The 19,219-nt window shown below is 64.3% G+C and carries 20 protein-coding genes; 13 read left to right on the plus strand and 7 right to left on the minus strand.

What is annotated here, in order from left to right; genetic code table 11:
* Nucleotides 1-95: 95 nt before the first annotated feature.
* Nucleotides 96-977, minus strand: a complete 882-nt coding sequence (locus CH273_RS13720; RefSeq protein WP_032395381.1) for a dioxygenase family protein — start codon at nt 975-977, stop codon at nt 96-98.
* Between the two features lie 83 nt (nt 978-1,060).
* Between CH273_RS13720 and CH273_RS13725 the strand changes: the two genes are divergently transcribed.
* The gene (locus CH273_RS13725; RefSeq protein WP_032395382.1) at nt 1,061-1,462 is read left to right on the plus strand and encodes a hypothetical protein; all 402 of its coding nucleotides are present in this window, start codon (nt 1,061-1,063) and stop codon (nt 1,460-1,462) included.
* On the opposite strand, the gene CH273_RS13730 is transcribed toward CH273_RS13725, so the two are convergent.
* Nucleotides 1,434-1,643 (minus strand): hypothetical protein, encoded by a 210-nt coding sequence (locus tag CH273_RS13730; protein ID WP_032395383.1) that lies wholly within the window; start codon nt 1,641-1,643, stop codon nt 1,434-1,436. The two genes, CH273_RS13725 and CH273_RS13730, sit on opposite strands and share 29 nt — an antisense overlap.
* 49 nt (nt 1,644-1,692) lie before the next feature.
* Between CH273_RS13730 and CH273_RS13735 the strand changes: the two genes are divergently transcribed.
* From CH273_RS13735 to fahA, 4 genes are all read left to right on the plus strand, one after another.
* The gene (locus CH273_RS13735) at nt 1,693-2,265 is read left to right on the plus strand and encodes a MarR family winged helix-turn-helix transcriptional regulator (protein ID WP_082322465.1); all 573 of its coding nucleotides are present in this window, start codon (nt 1,693-1,695) and stop codon (nt 2,263-2,265) included.
* Between the two features lie 72 nt (nt 2,266-2,337).
* Nucleotides 2,338-3,531, plus strand: coding sequence for a homogentisate 1,2-dioxygenase (locus tag CH273_RS13740; protein ID WP_032395384.1), 1,194 nt, complete (start codon nt 2,338-2,340; stop codon nt 3,529-3,531).
* On the plus strand, nt 3,528-4,316 hold the full coding sequence (locus CH273_RS13745; protein WP_179275479.1) for a hypothetical protein: 789 nt from the start codon (nt 3,528-3,530) through the stop codon (nt 4,314-4,316). The genes CH273_RS13740 and CH273_RS13745 overlap by 4 nt, the downstream gene beginning before the upstream one ends.
* A 31-nt stretch (nt 4,317-4,347) precedes the next feature.
* Entirely contained in the window at nt 4,348-5,514 is a 1,167-nt protein-coding gene (gene fahA / locus CH273_RS13750) for a fumarylacetoacetase (protein WP_032395385.1), read from the plus strand.
* 8 nt (nt 5,515-5,522) lie between these two features.
* Here the strand turns inward: fahA and CH273_RS13755 are convergent, their stop codons facing one another.
* Together CH273_RS13755 and CH273_RS13760 are read right to left on the minus strand one after the other, a co-directional pair.
* On the minus strand, nt 5,523-6,182 hold the full coding sequence (locus tag CH273_RS13755; RefSeq protein ID WP_032395386.1) for an IclR family transcriptional regulator: 660 nt from the start codon (nt 6,180-6,182) through the stop codon (nt 5,523-5,525).
* A 94-nt stretch (nt 6,183-6,276) separates the two neighbouring features.
* Nucleotides 6,277-6,816 carry a gamma carbonic anhydrase family protein gene (locus tag CH273_RS13760; protein WP_052049504.1) on the minus strand — a complete coding sequence of 180 codons (540 nt, stop codon included), beginning with the start codon at nt 6,814-6,816 and terminating at the stop codon, nt 6,277-6,279.
* Nucleotides 6,817-6,990: 174 nt separating this feature from the next.
* Here CH273_RS13760 and CH273_RS13765 point away from each other — a divergent pair, with 174 nt between their 5' ends.
* From CH273_RS13765 to CH273_RS13775, 3 genes are all read left to right on the plus strand, one after another.
* The gene (locus CH273_RS13765) at nt 6,991-8,214 is read left to right on the plus strand and encodes a CaiB/BaiF CoA transferase family protein (RefSeq protein WP_032395387.1); all 1,224 of its coding nucleotides are present in this window, start codon (nt 6,991-6,993) and stop codon (nt 8,212-8,214) included.
* A gap of 1 nt (nt 8,215) precedes the next feature.
* The gene (locus tag CH273_RS13770; RefSeq protein ID WP_032395388.1) at nt 8,216-9,097 is read left to right on the plus strand and encodes a hydroxymethylglutaryl-CoA lyase; all 882 of its coding nucleotides are present in this window, start codon (nt 8,216-8,218) and stop codon (nt 9,095-9,097) included.
* 73 nt (nt 9,098-9,170) lie between these two features.
* Nucleotides 9,171-10,550, plus strand: coding sequence for an SLC13 family permease (locus CH273_RS13775; RefSeq protein WP_032395389.1), 1,380 nt, complete (start codon nt 9,171-9,173; stop codon nt 10,548-10,550).
* Between the two features lie 33 nt (nt 10,551-10,583).
* Here the strand turns inward: CH273_RS13775 and CH273_RS13780 are convergent, their stop codons facing one another.
* The gene (locus tag CH273_RS13780; RefSeq protein ID WP_032395390.1) at nt 10,584-11,096 is read right to left on the minus strand and encodes an Lrp/AsnC family transcriptional regulator; all 513 of its coding nucleotides are present in this window, start codon (nt 11,094-11,096) and stop codon (nt 10,584-10,586) included.
* Between the two features lie 180 nt (nt 11,097-11,276).
* Between CH273_RS13780 and hppD the strand changes: the two genes are divergently transcribed.
* Nucleotides 11,277-12,482, plus strand: a complete 1,206-nt coding sequence (hppD, locus tag CH273_RS13785) for a 4-hydroxyphenylpyruvate dioxygenase (RefSeq protein ID WP_032395391.1) — start codon at nt 11,277-11,279, stop codon at nt 12,480-12,482.
* Nucleotides 12,483-12,510: 28 nt separating this feature from the next.
* On the opposite strand, the gene CH273_RS13790 is transcribed toward hppD, so the two are convergent.
* The gene (locus CH273_RS13790) at nt 12,511-12,996 is read right to left on the minus strand and encodes an Lrp/AsnC family transcriptional regulator (RefSeq protein ID WP_045198207.1); all 486 of its coding nucleotides are present in this window, start codon (nt 12,994-12,996) and stop codon (nt 12,511-12,513) included.
* A 158-nt stretch (nt 12,997-13,154) separates the two neighbouring features.
* On the opposite strand from CH273_RS13790, the gene CH273_RS13795 reads away from it, so the two are divergent.
* Genes CH273_RS13795 through lpdA form a run of 4 tightly spaced genes read left to right on the plus strand, consistent with a single transcriptional unit; the run spans nt 13,155 to nt 17,912 of the window.
* On the plus strand, nt 13,155-14,270 hold the full coding sequence (locus tag CH273_RS13795; protein WP_032395392.1) for a thiamine pyrophosphate-dependent dehydrogenase E1 component subunit alpha: 1,116 nt from the start codon (nt 13,155-13,157) through the stop codon (nt 14,268-14,270).
* Nucleotides 14,267-15,271, plus strand: a complete 1,005-nt coding sequence (locus CH273_RS13800; RefSeq protein WP_032395393.1) for an alpha-ketoacid dehydrogenase subunit beta — start codon at nt 14,267-14,269, stop codon at nt 15,269-15,271. Before CH273_RS13795 ends, CH273_RS13800 begins: the two co-directional genes overlap by 4 nt.
* Nucleotides 15,268-16,548: a dihydrolipoamide acetyltransferase family protein gene (locus tag CH273_RS13805; RefSeq protein WP_032395394.1), complete on the plus strand. Its 1,281-nt coding sequence runs from the start codon at nt 15,268-15,270 to the stop codon at nt 16,546-16,548. Before CH273_RS13800 ends, CH273_RS13805 begins: the two co-directional genes overlap by 4 nt.
* A complete protein-coding gene (lpdA, locus tag CH273_RS13810; RefSeq protein WP_032395395.1) occupies nt 16,545-17,912 on the plus strand; it encodes a dihydrolipoyl dehydrogenase in 1,368 nt (455 codons plus the stop codon). The genes CH273_RS13805 and lpdA overlap by 4 nt, the downstream gene beginning before the upstream one ends.
* Nucleotides 17,913-17,933: 21 nt before the next feature.
* Here the strand turns inward: lpdA and CH273_RS13815 are convergent, their stop codons facing one another.
* Nucleotides 17,934-19,199: an EAL domain-containing protein gene (locus CH273_RS13815; protein ID WP_052049507.1), complete on the minus strand. Its 1,266-nt coding sequence runs from the start codon at nt 19,197-19,199 to the stop codon at nt 17,934-17,936.
* Between the last annotated feature and the right edge of the window lie 20 nt (nt 19,200-19,219).

The raw sequence follows: 19,219 nt of genomic DNA on the forward strand, positions 1-19,219 counted from the left end.
AGCGAAGTGGCGTGGATAACAATCCCTGGTTCGAAAAGAATTCAGAAGTGAACCGATTCCAACTCCAGCCGGCCGTGCCCGCCCCTCCTAGGACATCACGCGACCGCGAAGGACCTCTTCGCCAAACCGAATTGAAAGCCGGTGATGGCGGTGGTCACCGGAGCTTCCGGGTTCTCGGCGGCACCCAGAGTGACGAACAGTGGCGTGAAATGTTCGACGGTGGGGTGGGCGTACGGCATCCCCGGCGCAGCACTACGGAAGTCCGCCAGAGTCGCGACGTCACCACGCGACAACGCGTCGGCCGCCCAGAGATCGAAGTCCTCGGACCACGTCGGCACGGTATTGGTGGTGAAGTTCTCGCGGGACAGGAACGGCAACCCGTGCGTCATGAATCCCGACCCGATGACCAAGACTCCCTCGGCGCGAAGTTCCTTCAACGCGGCGCCGATCGCCATCAGCCGATCGGGAGCGTGCGTCGGCAGGCTCAACTGCAGAACGGGAACATCGGCGTAGGGGTACATGACTTTCAGCGGTACCCAGGCACCGTGGTCGAGGCCGCGGGAGTTGTGCTGATGCAGGTTCTCCGACGCCGGAATGGCCGCGGCAACGCGTGCGGCCAGCGCCTCGGCGTCGGGCGTCCGATATTCCATCGAGTAGTAGCGCTGAGCGAATCCACCGAAGTCGTAGACCAATGGGGTTGCGGCACCCGAGGCGGACAGACTCAGCGGTGCCTCTTCCCAGTGTGCGCTGACGATGAGGATCGCTTTCGGCTTGGGCATCGACTGCGACCAGGTGAACAGCTGGTCCATCCACAGGGCGTCGTCGAAGACCGGGGGTGCGCCGTGGCTGATGTAGAGGGCGGGCATCGGTCCGTCGTTCGGGGTCCACAGTTTCTGCGACCGGCTCGCGGGCGCGGCATCGGCGAGAAATGCGTCGAACGCAGCGCCCGCGACCGGCGGGTTTATCACAGATGGCATGACAGGTCCTTCGAAGTGCTTAAGTTGAACCTTCAAGTTAGCACCGATCGTGCATTCTGGCCAGCATCGCTACGCTCGGCCCTATGCCGGACGCCGTCTACCGCGCACCGATGCCCGGTGGTGTCGAACGTGCCCTCACCTTCGGACTCTGCGGGATGGCGGCCGACGACGAACGATCACTACGACGGGTCGAGCGCTTCGAGCAGGTCGCGGACGGCTCCTGGGTCTGGACGCGTACCGAGCGCGGCGAGTACTTCCTCGGCCGAATATCCGGTCCGCTTCGCCAGGACCACAGCGCCGATGCGGTGGCGTCGAACATGGTCTTCGTACGTGACTGCGAATGGACCGACGAGCCCGTTCCCGAACATCGGGTACCGGCGGCGACGCTGCACACCTTCGCCCGCGGCGGGCGGAACTTTCAGCAGACGCACGACCCTGAGGTCGCCGCGGAGTCGGCTAACGTGTGGCGAGCGCGAGGTCGCTGACCTGGGGATCGACCTGCACGACGGCGTAGCCCTGAATCTCGAACTTGTTCTCGCCCTCGGGCGGCCCGAGCACGGCACGGACGATCAGCGTTGCAGCGGCAGCGACGAGTGCGATCACGACGACCACCGCGGCCACGATCAGCAGAGTCCGGGGGCCGCCGAACAGGTTCTTCGAGCTCATGCGTCCATCATGACTCCTGCGGGACGAGGCACGTATCGCGCCCAGCGAAATGATAAAGGTGTTGATCAGATGGTTTCGTGGTTACAGTGAATCCGTGACCGACTCACCCGAGCCCGATTTCTGGTCGTTCATCGAGACCGCCAACAGCACGTTGGCCCGGAAGTACGGATTCGAGCATCAGCTGGCCACAGAGGTTCTACTGACGCTCAACCGGGCGTCGAACATCGTCACGTACGACCTGGAGTCGACGGTTCATCGCCCGCGAGGCTGGTCGTGGTCGTCGTTCCGGCTGATGTTCGTGACGTGGCTGGCGGGTCCGATCGAGCCGAAGCGGGCCGCCGAATTGACTGGCATGAGTCGCGCGACCGTATCGAACCTGTCCAAATCCCTGATCGCGGGCGGTTTGCTCGTCAGCACCCCCGACGAGTCGGACGGGCGTTCGGTTCGCCTCGCCCTCACCGAGCGTGGTCACGCAGAGATGGTCGAGACGTTCGCCGAGCAGAACGAGCGGGAGAACGCGTGGGCCAGCGCGCTCACCGAGCCCGAGCAGCGGATTCTGGTGATGTTGTTGACCAAGCTGATCACCAATCGAAGCCAGTTCGACGTCCGCGGACGGAACTGAGGGTTGCGTAGATCACGTCAAAATAGTTAATGTATTTACTACATCCGGTGAACTCGACCCAGGAGCGACGACGTGGCCTATTACCGGCAGCTCGGATCGGTGCCGCCGAAGCGGCACACCCAGCATCGAACTCCAGAGGGCAACCTCTACTTCGAGGAACTGATGGGCGAAGAGGGCTTCTCCTCGGACTCGTCTCTCCTCTATCACCGCCACATTCCCTCGGCCATCGTCGATGCCACGGTCTGGGAGCTTCCCGATCAATCGACGACGCCGAACCATCCGCTGAAGCCGCGACACCTGACGTTGCACGAACTGTTCACGGACTCCGTCGTCGCCGACACCGACGTCGTCACCGGCCGGCGACTCGTCCTCGGTAACGCCGACGTCAGACTGTCCTATGTCGTCGCGTCGAAAACCTCACCGCTGTATCGCAATTCGATCGGTGACGAGATGATGTACATCGAATCCGGTTCTGCTGCAGTGGAAACAGTATTCGGAACCCTCCAGGCACAGCAGGGTGACTACGTACTCATTCCGCGCTCGACGACGCACCGTTGGATTCCCGACGGCACCCTGCGCGCGTACGCCATCGAGGCCAACAGCCACATCGCGCCACCGAAGCGCTTCCTGTCGAAGTTCGGCCAGCTGCTCGAGAACGCGCCCTACTGCGAGCGCGATCTGCACGGTCCATCCGAGCCCCTGCTCGCGGAGGGAACGGACGTGGAAGTGCTTGTCAAACATCGCGGTTCGACGGGCATCGTCGGAACGCGCTACGTGTACCCGCAGCATCCGTTCGACGTGGTGGGGTGGGACGGGTGCCTGTACCCGTATACGTTCAACATCTCCGACTACGAGCCGATCACCGGACGGGTGCATCAACCACCACCGGCGCACCAGGCGTTCGAGGGGGCCAACTTCGTGATCTGCAATTTCGTTCCGCGCAAGGTCGATTACCACCCGCTGGCGATTCCGGTGCCGTACTACCACTCCAACGTCGACTCGGACGAGATCATGTTCTACGTCGGCGGCGACTACGAAGCCCGTAAGGGCTCGGGGATCGGGCAGGGATCGATCTCGGTGCATCCGGGCGGTCACGCTCACGGACCGCAACCCGGTGCGTACGAACGCAGCATCGGTGCCGAGTTCTTCGACGAACTGGCCGTCATGGTCGATACGTTCCGCCCGCTCGAATTCGGCGAAGGTGCACTCGCGTGCGAGGACACCGGCTATGCCTGGACGTGGGCCGGCCGGGGACCGAACCGATGATCCCGAAGTTCTTCCATCGTCTGTGCGACGACGCCGCTGTCTTCCCTCCCGGCAATGCGCCGCTCGATGTTGCTGTGGCACAACACCTCGAGTACCGGGCCAGCGCCTTCGCCGACCTGGTGGGACCGCTGGTCGTTCCCGTGGACCGGGTGACAGAACTCGACCTGGGTACCCGGATGGAGGTGGCGTTGACCGCACCTGCCGGACCAGGCAGTGTCGAGGCCGGCCTACGCGCCGCCGACCGCACGGCCGGGGTGACCGTCGTGGCCATCGAAGTGGCAGTCCCCGACGGCACCGACATCGATGCCCTGCGCACCATCACTCAGGACATCGACATCTACGTCGAGATTCCCCGAGATGCCCGACGAGACGCCATCTTCGACGCCGTCGACGAGTTCGGGTATCGCGCCAAATTCAGAACCGGCGGCGTCACGGCCGACCTGTACCCGGACGAGCAGGAGCTCGCCGCGTCCATCTACGAGGCCGCGCAGCGTGAGGTCCACTTCAAAGCCACCGCGGGCTTGCACCATGCGGCTCGTAACACCGATCCCGACAACGGGTTCGAGCAACACGGCTTCCTCAACGTGATCCTCGCGGCGCAGGCCGCCCACAGCGGCGCGCGAGTCGGCGAGCTCGAGAAGATACTGGCGATCCGCGATGCAGACGCCCTCGCCGGGCTCGTCGCCGGGATCGAGGGCCAACGCGCCTTCGCCTCCTTCGGTACCTGCAGCGTCCGCGAACCCCTCGACGATCTCGTCGCCCTCGGCCTCGTGCCACCCCTGTGAGCCCCACCCCCGTACATCAGGAGCGCCGTCCATGACGCACATCGACATCCCCGCCGATTCCGAGTTCGGAATCGACAACCTCCCCTATGGCATCTTCAGCACTCCCGGTACCGACGCACGTGTGGGAGTTCGCTACGGCGACAACGTGATCGATCTATCCGTCGCTGTGGACGATCGTGATTTCGCCTCGCCCAGCCTCAATGCGTTCATGTCCCGTGGACGCACCCGCTGGGTGGAGGTGCGCACGTCCGTCACCGACATGCTCATCAATGGCACCACCCCCACGGACGCAATCGTGTCCGTTTCCGATGTCACGATGCACCTGCCGTTCGAGGTGGCCGACTACGTGGACTTCTACGCCTCCGAGCACCACGCGTCCAACCTCGGTCGACTCTTTCGCCCCGATGCCGAACCGCTGCTACCGAATTGGAAGCACCTGCCCGTTGCGTATCACGGCCGGGCCGGCACGGTGTTCGTCTCCGGTACCGACGTCAGGAGGCCGTGCGGTCAGCGCAAGGCACCCGACGAGGCGTCGCCCACGTTCGGTCCGAGTCGGCGACTGGATATCGAGGCCGAGATGGGCTTCGTCGTCGGTGTTCCGTCCGACGGACCCATACCGCCGGATCGGTTCTCCGAGCACGTGTTCGGTGCCGTCGTCGTCAATGACTGGTCGGCTCGCGACATCCAGGCCTGGGAGTACGTGCCGCTGGGGCCGAATCTCGGCAAGAGTTTCGCGACGTCCATCTCACCGTGGGTGGTTCCCCTGCTCGCGCTCGAACACGCGCGAACCTCGACGCCGGTTCAGGATCCGGAGCCGCTCGAGTACCTCCGCGAATCTCGTTCGTGGGCTTTGGACATCGATCTGACGGTCTCGTGGAACGGCCATGCCGTGTCCCACCCGCCCTACAGTGCGATGTACTGGTCACCGGCGCAGATGCTGGCGCACGAGACCGTCAACGGCGCAACCAGCCGAACCGGTGACCTGTTCGCCTCGGGCACCATCTCCGGACCCGAGAAGGATCAGCGCGGTGCTTTCATCGAACTCACCTGGGGTGGTAAGGAACCGGTGTCACTCGGCGCGGAGACCCGCACCTTCCTCGAGGACGGCGACGAGGTCGTCATTGCCGCCAGCGCCTCGGGGCCGAACGGCTCGCGCATCGGCTTCGGTGACGTCCGGGGCCGGATCACGCCGGCCTGAAGGACTGGCTACCACTCGGATCGCACGACCAGAGATTTCTCGATCTCCAGCGCTGCGTCGCGCACGGCCTGCCCCCACAGCAGGCCGGCCGACGTCGCCACCCTCTCGATCGGACCCGCGACACAGACGGCGGCGACGATGCGCTCGTCTCGGCGGACCGGTGCACTCACCGAGGTCAGGCCCGGGGTTCGCTCCGACGCCGATTCCCACCACCCGCGGGCCCGACGCTCGGCGTCGGCGTCGAGGTCGCCTGCCAACACATGACCGGCCGACCCCGCTCCGAGCGGAAGTAGCGCCCCCGCGGGCAAGGACGCCCGGAGTTCGTGCTCCGAATCCTCCGACACCAGACACAACCGATGCGATCCCCGCAGTACCCACAGCTGCGCGGATTCGCCGGTCTCCTGCCGCAGACGCCTGAGAATCGGCACCGCGAGTCCGCCGAGAGTGGACGTACCGAAGCGATCACCGGGATGAACAAGACCGTCGTTGTCCCGGCGCAGCATCGAGTACCGCACCATCTCGCCGACCAGCCGATAGACCGTCGATGCAGACAGACCCAGCATCTTGGCGAGGTCGCCGGTGGTCCGCGGACACGCCTCGACGGCGTTGAGAATCGCTGCGGCCCGAGCCAGAACCCCGGTGGTGGTGTCGGCGCTACCGTCCGTCACTGCTGTCGACCTCCGTTTCCGATTCCGGCACTGCACCGGCGACCTGGCCGACACTGACTACGCAGCATAGGTGTCGGACCGATCCGCGACGCCGTCAGCAGCGGCGAGCAGCACGGTGGACTCCAGCCAAGGTGCGGTAGGTGAGCGCGTTGGCCGTGCAGTGCTCGACATCCTCGTCGGTCAATTCCCGCCGAACCTTGGCGGGGACACCCGCCACCAACGATCTGGGCGGAATACGAGCGCCTTCGGTCACCAGCGCGCCCGCCGCAACGAGGCAGTTCTCTCCCACCACTGCGCCGTTCATGATGACGGCAGCCATGCCGACCAGTGTTCCGTCGCCGACGGTGCAACCATGCAGGACGGCATTGTGTCCCACACTCACGTTCGCACCGATCGTGAGCGGATAGCCCGGATCCACATGTGCGACAACGCCATCCTGAATATTGGACCCACTGCCGACCGTGATCTCCTCGGAGTCGGCGCGGAGAACGGCCCGATACCAGACACTGCTGTCCGGCCCCAGATTCACTCGTCCGACGAGCGTCGCAGTGGGGGCGACCCACGCGGACGCGTCGACGTTCGGAGACCCGCATTCGAGCGCGAGCAGCATCGACCCTGAGCTCGTATCGGTCATGAGTTCCTGTTTCCTTCCATCGGTACAGCTATTTCTGGAATCCACGTCACAGTGCTTGTCATCAGTGACCCAGCGCACTATGGTCATTCCTACTAGAAGATAATGTGTTTATCAAATATTGATAATTATCATCTTCACTCGGACCTACTACCCAACTGCAGGGAGTGACCACCGGTGTCCGCCACTACCGAGAACGGCCCATTGCACGGAATCCGTGTGATCGAGCTGGGCAACTTCATCGCCGCACCGTTCGCCAGTCGTCTTTTCGCCGACTTCGGTGCCGAAGTCATCAAGATCGAACGCCCCGGCGTCGGAGACGAACTCCGCGGCTGGCGTCGAAGCCGCGGAGACACCTCCATGATGTTTCGGACCATTGCCCGCAACAAGCATTCTGTGACCCTCGACCTTCGAACCGACGACGGCCGCGATCTGGCGCTGCGCCTGGTCGAAACCGCCGATGTCGTCGTCGAGAACTTTCGACCCGGCACACTCGAGCGGTGGGGTCTCGGGCCCGATCGTCTGCAGGCAGTCAATCCCGACGTCGTCCTGGTGCGGATCTCGGGCTACGGTCAAACCGGCCCCCATCGCGATCGCGCGGGATTCGGAGGTGTCGCAGAGGCTTTCGGCGGACTTCGCCACGTCACCGGGCACGCAGATCGCGACCCGGTGCGCCCGGCCGCACCCATCGGAGACGTCCTGGCCGGACTCCACGGAGCTGTCGGCGCTCTGGTGATGCTGCTCGCTCGAGAACGCAGCGGAGATCATTCTCGTCCCAAGGTCGCCGACGTCGCACTCTACGAAGCAGTGTTCATGGCCATGGAATCACTGGTCCCGGACTTCGACGCATACGGCACCGTCCGCCAGCGCACAGCGGGCAATCTTCCCGGCGTGGTCCCCAGCGGGATCTATCCATCCCAGGACGGCAGCGTCATGATCGCCGGTAACTCGAGCAGCGTGTTCGGCCGGCTCATGACCGCGGTCGGCCGAGCAGACCTGGCCGCGGACCCCGACTTGGCCGACGGCGACAGACGATTTCAGCGCGAGGCCGAGCTCGACGAGGCGATCTCGTCGTGGACATCGGCGCGCCCCACCTCCGTCGTCGTCGACGAGCTCGGTGCTGCAGGCGTTCCCGTCGGAGAGGTATTCGACGCAGGCCAGATCGCCGAGGACGAGCACTTCGTCGCCCGCGGCATGGTGCAGCCTCTGAAAGTCTCGGTGGAACAGGGCAGCACCGAGGAAGTGCGCTTTCCCGGAGTGGTTCCGCGCTTCGGCGACACCGCCACCGCCGTCAAGTGGGCGGGCCCGGATCTGGGCGAGCACACCGACGATGTTCTCGGCCGCACACTCGGTCTCACCGAGGAGCAGCTCGACGATCTCCGCGCCAGGAAGGTGATCTGAAATGCCGCGCGTCAACATCACCGACGTCTATCTCCGCGATGGTCTGCAGGACGAGAAGTGCATCGTCCCCACCGCGGACAAGCTGGCGGTGCTCGATGCAACCCTTGCGTCGGGCATCACCTCGCTCGAGATCGCGTCGTTCGTCTCTGCCACCCGGGTGCCGCAGATGGCCGACGCCGAGGAAGTCGTGAAACGCGCACGCCGCCGAGACGGAAGTCGTTACAGTGCACTGACTTTGAACAGTCGCGGTGTCCACCGGGCAGCCGAGACGGACATCGACGTGATCCAGATCGTCACGTCCGCCAGCGAGAGCCACAGCCGCGCCAACGCCGGACGCTCGCCCGACGACGCCTTGCGCGATCTGAGTTCCGCTGTCGCACTGCATCCGGACCGCACATTCATCGGCGGGGTCAGTACCGCATTCGTGTGCCCGTTCGACGGCGTCATCACGCCCGAGCGGCTCGTCGAAGTGTGTGAACGCATGGCCGACATCGGTCTATCGAGCCTCGGTCTGGCCGACACGCTGGGGATCGCCACCACCGACCAGGTACTGACCGGTGTCGACGCCGTACGAACAGCGTTGCCCGAGTTGACAATCAGCCTGCATCTGCACAACGCTCACGATCAGGCCCTCGACACAGCGGTACGTGCAGTACTCGACCTCGAGATCGAATACTTCGACAGCGCACTCGCCGGGTACGGCGGTTGTCCCTTCGCCCCGGGCGCGCACGGAAACCTGGCCACCGAACAGCTCGTGGATACGTTCCATCGCGCCGGAATCGACACCGGTATCGACACTGACGCTCTCACCGCCGCTGCCGATCTCGCTCGTGCAGTGGTCGATCGCGCCCTACCTCTCCCCACCCCCGCCTCCGCACTGTGATCAGGCGGGCTCCGGCCCGCGCATCGCCGCTTCCTCCGCGGCACAACCTCATCCTCCGTCCGAAAGGCCAGCCATGGTCTACGCAATCTCGATCGTCGCCCTCATCGCCATCTTCACGGTCGCGACGATCACTCCCATCAACATGGGTCTACTCGCCTTCGCCGGCGCGTTCCTCATCGGTGGCGCGATATCCGGCATCCCCATCGACGACATCATCGACGCATTCCCCGGTAGTACGTTCATCATCGTCGGCGGCATCACCTTGCTGTTCGCCATCGCCAAAGCCAACGGAACCATCGACGTCGTCATCGATCGTTCCCTCCGACTGGTGGGCGGGCGACGCTGGGCCATTCTGTGGATGATGTTCCTGCTGTCCGGGCTGCTGATGGCCCTCGGCTCCGTTCTCGCCGTCGGCATGCTGGCACCGATCGCGATGCCACTGGCCAAGCGCAACAACATCAATCCCTTCCTGATGGGCATGGTCGTGAGCCACGGCGCTCTTGCGTGCTGCTTCTCCCCGATCAACCTGTACGGCGCTTTCGTCAACGGCCTGATGGATTCCACCGGAGTCGGCTCACATCCGCTGGCCCTGTTCCTCATCCCGTTCGTGCTCAACACCTTCATAGCTCTCGTGCTCTTCCTCGTTCTCGGCCGCGACCTGATCGCAGATCGAACGCGTGCGTTCGACGTTCAGGACCTGCGCGACCAGGAGGGCGGGCTGCCGACGCCGTCCGGACCGCGTCCGGGCCACACCGGGTTGCCCGAGGGCAGCGGTGGCGGCACCACAGTGCAAGTCGAGGCCGATCCCATCGAAGCTGCTTCGGTCACAACGGTTCCCGATCAGCCCGTTCCGCTGAATCGAGTGCGTATCCTCACGCTCCTCGGCATCGCCGCCCTGGTCCTGCTGTCGGTGACCTTGGGTGTCGACATCGGCGTCAGCGCGATCTGCGTGTCGGTGGTGCTGCTGCTGTTGGCACCCAAGACCCACCCCAAGGTGGTCGACAACATCGCCTGGCCCGCCGTGGTCCTGGTCTGCGGCGTCCAGACCTACATGACGGTCATGACCCAGAACGGCACACTGGGATTCCTCGGCGACGCCGCGTCGGCCCTCGGCTCACCACTGCTGACGGCACTGATCCTCTGCTACGCGGTGGCCATCATCTCGGCATTCGGCTCGTCGATCGGCACCATCGGTATCGCCCTACCCCTCGCTGCACCGATGCTCGCCGCCGGTGAGCTGGGTGCCATCGGATTCGTTGCTGCCATTGCTTTCTCGGCGACGGTGGTCGACGTCAGCCCGTTCTCCACCAACGGTGTCATGGTCCTGGCCGAAGCACGAGTGGACGACAAGGCCCGATTCCAGCGAAAGATGCTGGGGTACTGCGGACTCGTCGTTCTGCTCGCCCCGCCGACGGTCTGGCTTCTGACAGTGGTTGCACCATCGGTCACCTGACTCGGCGAACCGACACGCCCCTGCTCACCGCCCTCATTCACGCGAGGGTCGGTAGGCAGGGGCTTTCGGCGTTCGATCGGTCTCCGCGGTGTTCAGCAGCGGCATTGTTCGGAACTCGACCAGTTCCGAAAGCACCACAACACTCGTCGACCGGGCGATCGTACGAGACTGGTTGAGTACGATCAGAGTTCGTTGCAGATCGTCGTGCGAGGCAGCCGCGACTCGGCACAGCACATCACCGGCACCCGTGGTGGCAAAGGCTTCCAGGACGCCGGGGATCTGCTCGAGCACAGCGACGACGTCGCCGAGCGCACCTTGCGCGATCTCCAATGTGACGAACGCCTGGACCCCGTAACCTGCTGCAGCCAAGCCGATTCGCGGCCGGTATCCGGTGATGACACCGCTGTCCTCCAGCCGTTGCAGCCTCGCTGTCACCGTCGCCCGTGCCACCCCGAGGTTCCGTGACAGCTCGAGCACCCCGATTCTCGAATTGTCCTGCAGCGCAGCGAGTATTGCGCGGTCCAGCTTGTCGAGCGTCGGTTCCATCGTGCACCTCGGTGGTCATCGTATTTTCTAGACATATCGTATAGCAAAACGAGAGATCGTCTGCGCTATCCGTACAGCTGAGACAGTAGAAACGAGGTCGATTGACGACCTATCCGCCAGATGTTTTGCTCGACGGAACAACTGGTCGACACGACGCCAGCTCGGCAACAGGGAGATTCAATGAGCCTCGACAACATCCTCAACGACGACGAACGGTTGGCCGATCTCGACGCCGAACAATTGCGTCAGCTCGTCGGTCTGGTCGAGTACGACGACAAACGCGACCCCTTTCCGGTCAGCGGCTGGGACGCCATCGTGTGGGTGGTCGGCAACGCGACGCAGACCACGCACTTCTTCCAGTCCGCCTTCGGCATGGAGTTGGTGGCGTACTCCGGCCCGACGACAGGCCAACGTGACCACCACGCGTACGTACTCAAGTCGGGCGCAGTGCGATTCGTCATCACGGGAGCCGTCGATCCTGACAGCGACCTGGTGGCACACCACACCCGCCACGGCGACGGCGTCATCGACATCTCGCTGGCCGTCCCGGATGTGGATCGGTGCATCGAGCATGCGCGGGCGCAGGGCGCGCGAGTACTGCAGGAACCAACCGATATCTCCGACGAGCACGGCACGGTGCGGACTGCGACCATTGCCACCTACGGCGACACCCGGCACACGTTGGTCGACCGATCCCGGTACACCGGCGCATACCTCCCCGGCTACGTGCCGCGGACGTCGACACTGCAGCGACCGGTAGGCGCTCCCAAGCGGATCTTTCAGGCCCTCGATCACGTGGTGGGCAACGTGGAGTTGGGCAAGATGGACGAGTGGGTGGACTTCTATCACCGCGTCATGGGATTCACGAACATGGCCGAGTTCGTCGGAGCCGACATCGCAACCGACTACTCGGCGTTGATGAGCAAGGTCGTCTCCAACGGCAACCATCGGGTGAAGTTTCCGCTGAACGAGCCGGCCGTCGCCAAGAAGCGATCGCAGATCGACGAGTACCTCGACTTCTATCGAGGCCCGGGCGCACAGCATCTGGCGCTCGCGACCAACGACATCCTGTCTTCGGTCGATGCCCTGCGCGCAGCGGGCGTCGAATTTCTCGCCACCCCCGATTCGTATTACGAGGACCCGGAACTGCGGGCCCGCATCGGCAACGTCCGGGTACCGATCGAAGAACTGCAGAAGCGTGGAATTCTCGTGGACCGAGACGAGGACGGGTATCTGCTGCAGATCTTCACCAAGCCTCTGGTCGATCGCCCCACGGTGTTCTTCGAGCTGATCGAACGCCATGGCTCGCTCGGCTTCGGTATCGGCAATTTCAAGGCCTTGTTCGAGGCCATCGAGCGTGAGCAGGACGCTCGCGGCAACTTCTGACTCGTGATCTGTTCGACGCCGCCCACCGTCAGCGTTCGGTGGGCGGCGTCGTGCGTCCCAGACCGCCTCGGTCCTCGTCGAAGATCAGCCACGTGCGAGTCGCGCGGACTCCGTCGAGTGATTGCAAACCCTCCAGCACCACCTGCCGCAAACTCTCGTTGTCGGGAGTCCTGATGAGCACCAAGACGTCGAAATCGCCACCGAGCAAACTGAAATGGTCGACGAATTCCATTGCACGCAAACCCTCGGACACGGTCCGCCACGAATCCTGACGGATGGACAGCGCAATGAACGCAGAGGTCCCCAGCCCGGACGCCGCATGGTCGACCTGCACGGTGAACCGCTCGATGACCCCCGAGTCCTTCAACCGATCGACACGCGTATACGTATGTGCACGAGAGAGATTCAATCGATCGGCCAGTACCCGCATCGAGACCCGACCGTCGGCGGTCAACTCGGTGAGGATGCGCCGATCGGTGTCGTCCAGCTCCACACGCCTCGAGACGTCGTCCATTCGTCCGCTCCTACCTGGTCGTTCTATGCACTGATCGGACATATCGCTGGTGTACGCGAGGATCGGTAGCCATATGTCTGCAATTCTACGACCATAGGACTTCTTCCTCACCGAATCGGCCAGAATCGCCGTACAAGCCGATTTCAGGAGAGTGCGCCATGACGACCGTCGAGAAGGTTCCGGCAACGTCCTATCAACAGTTCATGCCCGCCGACCGTCCCGTGCAGTATCTCGCACCCGACGGGACAGGCGTCGACAGCGCCGCACGGTATGCGCGCCCGTCCGACGAACGGCTGCTGGAGATGTATCGCTCGATGGTGCACGGCCGCCGATTCGACCAGCAGGCAACGACATTGACCAAGCAGGGCCGGCTCGCGGTCTATCCCTCCTCGCGTGGACAGGAAGCCTGCCAGATCGCCGCAGCCCTCTGTCTGGGTGAGCAGGACTGGATGTTCCCGACATACCGGGACTCGATGGCTCTCGCGGCGCGAGGCGTCGACCAGGTGGAGTTGCTCGGTATGCTCGCCGGTTACTGGCACTGTGGTTACGACCCGGCCGCCTACAAGGTCGCTCCCCAATGCACGCCGCTGGCAACACAATTGCTGCACGCGACCGGTTTCGCGTACGCCGAGGCCAAGCAGGGACGAGACACCATCGCGCTGGCGTTCTGCGGAGACGGCGCAACCAGCGAGGGCGACTTCCACGAGGCCCTGAACTTCGCCGCCGTCTTCCGGGCCCCGGTCATCTTCCTGGTCCAGAACAATGGTTTTGCGATCAGCGTTCCGCTCGCGCGTCAGAGCGCGGCTCCGTCGTTGTCGCACAAAGGAGTCGGCTACGGCATCGGTAGCGAACAGGTCGACGGCAACGACCCCGTCGCGATGATGGCCGTCATGGACGAGGCAGTGAAGTACGTCCGCGCGGGCAAAGGACCGGTGGTCGTCGAGGCGCACACCTACCGCATGGACGCCCACACCAATGCCGACGACGCCACTCGCTACCGCAAGGCCGACGAGGTCGAAGGATGGTTGGCTCGAGATCCGCTCTCGCGCTTGGATTCCTACCTCGAAGGCCGAGGAATCCTCACCGAGGAGCTCCGCGAGCAGATGACGGTATCCGCCGACGCCGACGCCGCAGCACTTCGTGCCGGCATGAACGTCGAGCAGGACGTCGACCCCGAGGATCTGTTCCGGTTCGTCTACTCCTCCCCCACCCCCGGATTGACCGACCAGCGCAATCAGGTCGCCGCCGAAATCGCTGCAGGAGAACTGTCATGACCACGATCACCATGGCCGGAGCCCTCAACGCCGCCCTGCGCGATGCGTTGACCGAGGACGAGAAGGTCGTCGTCTTCGGCGAGGACGTCGGCACGCTCGGCGGCGTCTTTCGCGTCACCGACGGATTGACCCGCGACTTCGGCGACGACCGCTGCTTCGACACCCCGCTTGCGGAGTCGGGCATCGTGGGATTCGCGATCGGAATGGCGATGTCGGGATACAAGCCCGTCGTCGAGATGCAGTTCGACGCCTTCGCCTACCCGGCATTCGAGCAGATCGTCTCCCATGTCGCGAAGCTGCGCAACAGAACTCGTGGCTCGCTCACCGCCCCGATGGTCATTCGCATCCCGTTCGCGGGCGGCATCGGCGGCGTCGAGCACCACTGCGACTCGTCCGAGGCCTACTACGCCCACACCCCGGGGCTGAAGGTCGTCTCCCCGTCGACCGTCGCCGACGCGTACTCACTGATGCGTGACGCCATCGCGGATCCCGATCCGGTGATCTTTCTCGAACCGAAGCGGCTGTACTTCTCCAAGGACGACATCGAATTGGGAAAGACCGAGCCGATCGGCACGGCGGTCGTACGCAGAGGCGGTACCGACGTCACGCTTCTCGCCTACGGACCCACCGTGTCGGTGGCCATGCAAGCCGCAGAGTTCGCGGCCGAGGATGGCCGGAGCGTCGAGGTGATCGACCTGCGGTCGCTCAATCCGTTCGACGACGAGACCGTCGCGGCCTCGGTTCGTAAGACCGGACGCTGCATCGTGATTCAGGAGGCGCAGGGCTTCGCCGGTGTGGCCGCGGAAATCGCCTCACGGGTATCCGAGCGTTGCTTCCATCACCTGCACGCTCCGGTACTCCGCGTTGCCGGACTCGATATCCCCTACCCTGCACCGAAACTCGAGCACTTCCACCTGCCGTCCGCAGACCGCGTACTCGACGCGATGGACCGGCTGCAGTGGAACGATGCTCCCGATCTCAGCAAGGCGGTCACGGTATGAGCATGCAGGTGTTCCTGCTCCCCGATCTCGGTGAGGGACTGACCGAGGCCGAGATCGTCGAGTGGAAGGTCAAGCCGGGCGACATCGTCACCATCGATCAGGTCGTCGTCGAGGTCGAAACTGCAAAAGCGTCCGTCGAGGTGCCGTGCCCCTTCGAGGGTGTGGTCGGCGAACTGCATGCCGCCGAGGGCACTTCACTTGCCGTCGGCGCTCCCCTGATCAGCATCACCGGCGGCGCCATCGTCGATACGCCCGCCGCCCATGAGCGGTACCGCGAGGAAGAACGCGCAGGCTCGGGCAATGTGCTCATCGGCTACGGCACAGGACACGGCCCGACCGGTCGTCGGAAGCGGAGTGCGGCTCCGCCGCAGCAGAGAGCGGCTGCGCCGCAGGTGAGCGGAAACTCGACCCAGGCTACGAATTTCCACTCACATGCGCCGAAGGTGCTCTCCCCAATCGTTCGCAGCATGGCGTTGCAGGGTGGGCTGGATCTGGCGTCTATCGATGTCGCCGGCAGTCATGGAGTCATCACCCGCGCGGATGTGGAACGGGCACTGACCTCGAGCACTCCGAGTGCCGAGGGAGTCACTCGAATCCCGATCACCGGCATTCGTAAGACCATCGCAGACAAGCTCTCTCGCAGTCGTGCGGAGATTCCCGAGGCCACGGTGTGGGTCGACGTCGACGCGACGGCTCTGATGCAGGCCCGGCGCGACCTCGATGCCTCCATCGACGGCGTCAAGGTGACGCTGCTGGCGGTCCTCGCGAAGCTCACGATGATCGCGCTGGCCAAGTTCCCGGAGCTCAACAGCACGGTCGATACCGCTGCAGGCGAGATCCTGCGTTACGAGAATGTCGGACTCGGCATCGCCGCGCAGACCGACCGTGGACTGATGGTTCCCGTTGTGCCCCAGGCCGACAAGGCCGATCTGAAGGAACTGTCCGAACGGCTGGCCGAGCTGACCGAACTCGCACGAACCGGCTCACTGCCCGCGGCCCGGCTGAGCGGCGGAACGTTCACGCTCAACAACTACGGAGTGTTCGGGGTCGACGGCTCGGCCGCGATCATCAACCACCCCGAGGCCGCGATCCTGGGCATCGGCCGCATCATCGACCGTCCGTGGGTGGTCGACGGCCAATTGGCCGTGCGCAAGGTAGCGCAGCTGTCGTTGGCGTTCGATCACCGCGTGTGCGACGGCGGAGTGGCAGGCGGGTTCCTGCGCACCGTTGCCGATTTTGTCGAGAACCCCGTCGTGGCATTGGGATCCGTCCGATGAGCGACGTGGACGTTCTCATTCTTGGTGGAGGGTCGGGCGGCTATTCGTGCGCCCTACGGGCCGAGCAACTCGGCCTGACGGTCGCGCTGGTCGAGGAAGACAAGCTTGGTGGCACCTGTCTGCATCGCGGGTGCATCCCCACCAAGGCCCTGTTGCACACCGCCGAGGTTGCCGACGCGGTGCGCGGCTCGGCGCATGTCGGCGTCACCGCATCGCTGACCGGGGTGGACATGCCTGCGGCACTGGACTACCAGCGCAGCGTCGTCGCCGGCCTGTACGCAGGTCTGCAGGGATTGCTGAAGCGTCCGGGTATCGAAATCGTGTCCGGTCGTGGACAGGTGGTCGGTCCTCGCACCCTCGAGGTGGAGGGTCGACGCATTACCGGGGGCTCGCTGGTTCTCGCCACCGGCTCGTATTCACGCACCATCCCCGGTATCGAACTGGGGCCGCGCGTGCTCACGAGTGACGGGGCGTTGTCGCTGGATCGGGTTCCGGAGTCGGTCGTCGTACTGGGCGGCGGTGTGATCGGTATCGAGTTCGCCAGTATCTGGGCATCGTTCGGTGCGAAGGTCACCGTCGTCGAGGCGCTCGATCGCATCGTGCCGGGCGAAGACGAATGGTCCTCGAAGCAGTTGACCAAGGCATTACGTAAGCGCGGCATCGACATTCGTACCGGAACCAAGGTCGAGTCCGTCACCGACCTTCCCGACGCAGTCTCTGTGTCACTGTCGTCCGGGGACACCCTCTCGGCCGACCTCGTCCTGGTGTCCGTCGGACGCGGACCCCGCACCGACGGCCTCGGCCTGACCGAACAGGGCATCGCCACCGAACGAGGCTTCGTCACCGTCGACGACAATCTGCTCACCACCGTGGACGGCGTCTATGCCGTCGGCGACATCGTGGCGGGCTATCAGTTGGCACACCGCGGATTTCAGCACGGCATGTTCGTCGCCGAACACATCGCCGGGCTCGCACCGGCACGCATCGACGGTGATCTCATTCCGCGCGTGACCTATTCGCACCCGGAGGTCGCGTCGGTGGGACTCACCGAAAAGGCCGCGGAGCAGAAATACGGCACAGTGACCTCCGTTGTTTACGACCTCGGCGGCAACGGCAAGAGCCGCATCCTGTCCACCGCCGGCGGAGTCAAAGTGATTCGAGCCGGTGACGACGGCCCGGTTGTCGGTGTTCACCTCGTCGGCGACCGCGTGGGCGAGCTGATCGGCGAGGCACAACTCGCCGTGGCATGGGAAGCACTGCCATCAGAAGTCGGGAGTTTCGTGCATGCTCACCCCACGCAGAACGAGGCACTCGGTGAGGCGATGATGACACTGTCGGGACGTCCGCTGCACGCGCACAGTTGACCGCTGCCGGAACAGGTTTCGTCATGGTCGACCCGATGTCAGGTCGGGCCCGGGTCGGGTGGGGCTCGAACTGTGCACGATCAGTGTGCGCGCAGAGTCGCAGACCTGGGCCGGATCGGTGCTGAAGAAATACCTCCACTCGTTCGACGGCGACGCTGGAGCATCGGGGTCGAGCGGGGCGGCGACCAGGGCGCAGTAGAACCGTTGGCCGATGACGGCGATGGCACCGATTCTTTCCGAGGGTTGAACCAGGTCGGCGTGGCGCACCCCATCGGTGGCAGTGAACAGTGCGCGCGGTGCGTCGAGCGCTTTGACGTACGGGTGTCGGCGCGCCAGACGCTGCAGTTTGCGCGCCATGTCTGCGCTGCACAATTCCGGTTCGCGGAACGCGACGACGATCGTCAGAGTCTCGGTGGTTGTCATCGCGAAGTCGAGCAAATGGTCGGAGATGGACGTGAGGAGCGAGATCGACGTCGTGTCGGTGGCGCGGTCGTCGAGAATGTCCGTCAACGGTCTCGTCACTGGAGGGCGTGGCTGCACAGGAAAGGAGGAGGTCGGGGATGTATCGAGGGGGCCGGGACGGCCGAGATGAAACCCTTGCCCGTAGTCGGCACCCCACGCCAAGGCTTTGTCCTTCTGTCTCTCGGTTTCGATTCCTTCGGCGATGAGTGTCACCTCGAACCGGCTCGAGTATGCGAGCACGGCGAGCAAGGTGGCGAGCTTGTCGCCGGGGAGGTCGTCGTCGAGCAACGATCTGTCGAGTTTGATCACTTCCGGTGCCAGAAGGGGCAGCAGTACCAGAGAGTCGGGGTCGGCACCGACGTCGTCGAGAGCGATTGTGACTCCGTCACGTCGGAGTCGATCCGCCGATCTGAGCAGGCGTGCAGGGTCGGTGAGCAGGGAGCGTTCGGGGAATTCCGCAACCGGCCGAACCTGGGAGCCGCCTGCGCGGAGCAACTGGCTGAGGCGGCGGACCGAGGCCGACGAGTTCTCGGAGGACATCGCTTCGGCTTCGATGTTGACGAACAACGTACGCGGCGCGTGGTCTGCAGGGGTGGACTGTGCCGCTGTGGTGACTGCCGACTCAATGCATCTGCGGTCCAGCTCGTCGACCATCCCCATGGTCCGAGCGATGTCGAAGATCTGTTCGGGCGAGGTGTCCGGGAACGCCGGCCACCGGGTGAGTGCCTCGTGCGCGACGACCAACCCGGTCCTCGAGTCGACGATCGGCTGAAAGATCGAGGTCAGTGAGCTGAAACGCTCGTCGAAGCCCCTGTCGACGCCCAATTCTCACCCCACGTTCTCGG

It is taken from the genome of Rhodococcus sp. 05-339-2 (assembly GCF_002258965.1).
Classification (GTDB): Bacteria; Actinomycetota; Actinomycetes; order Mycobacteriales; family Mycobacteriaceae; genus Rhodococcoides.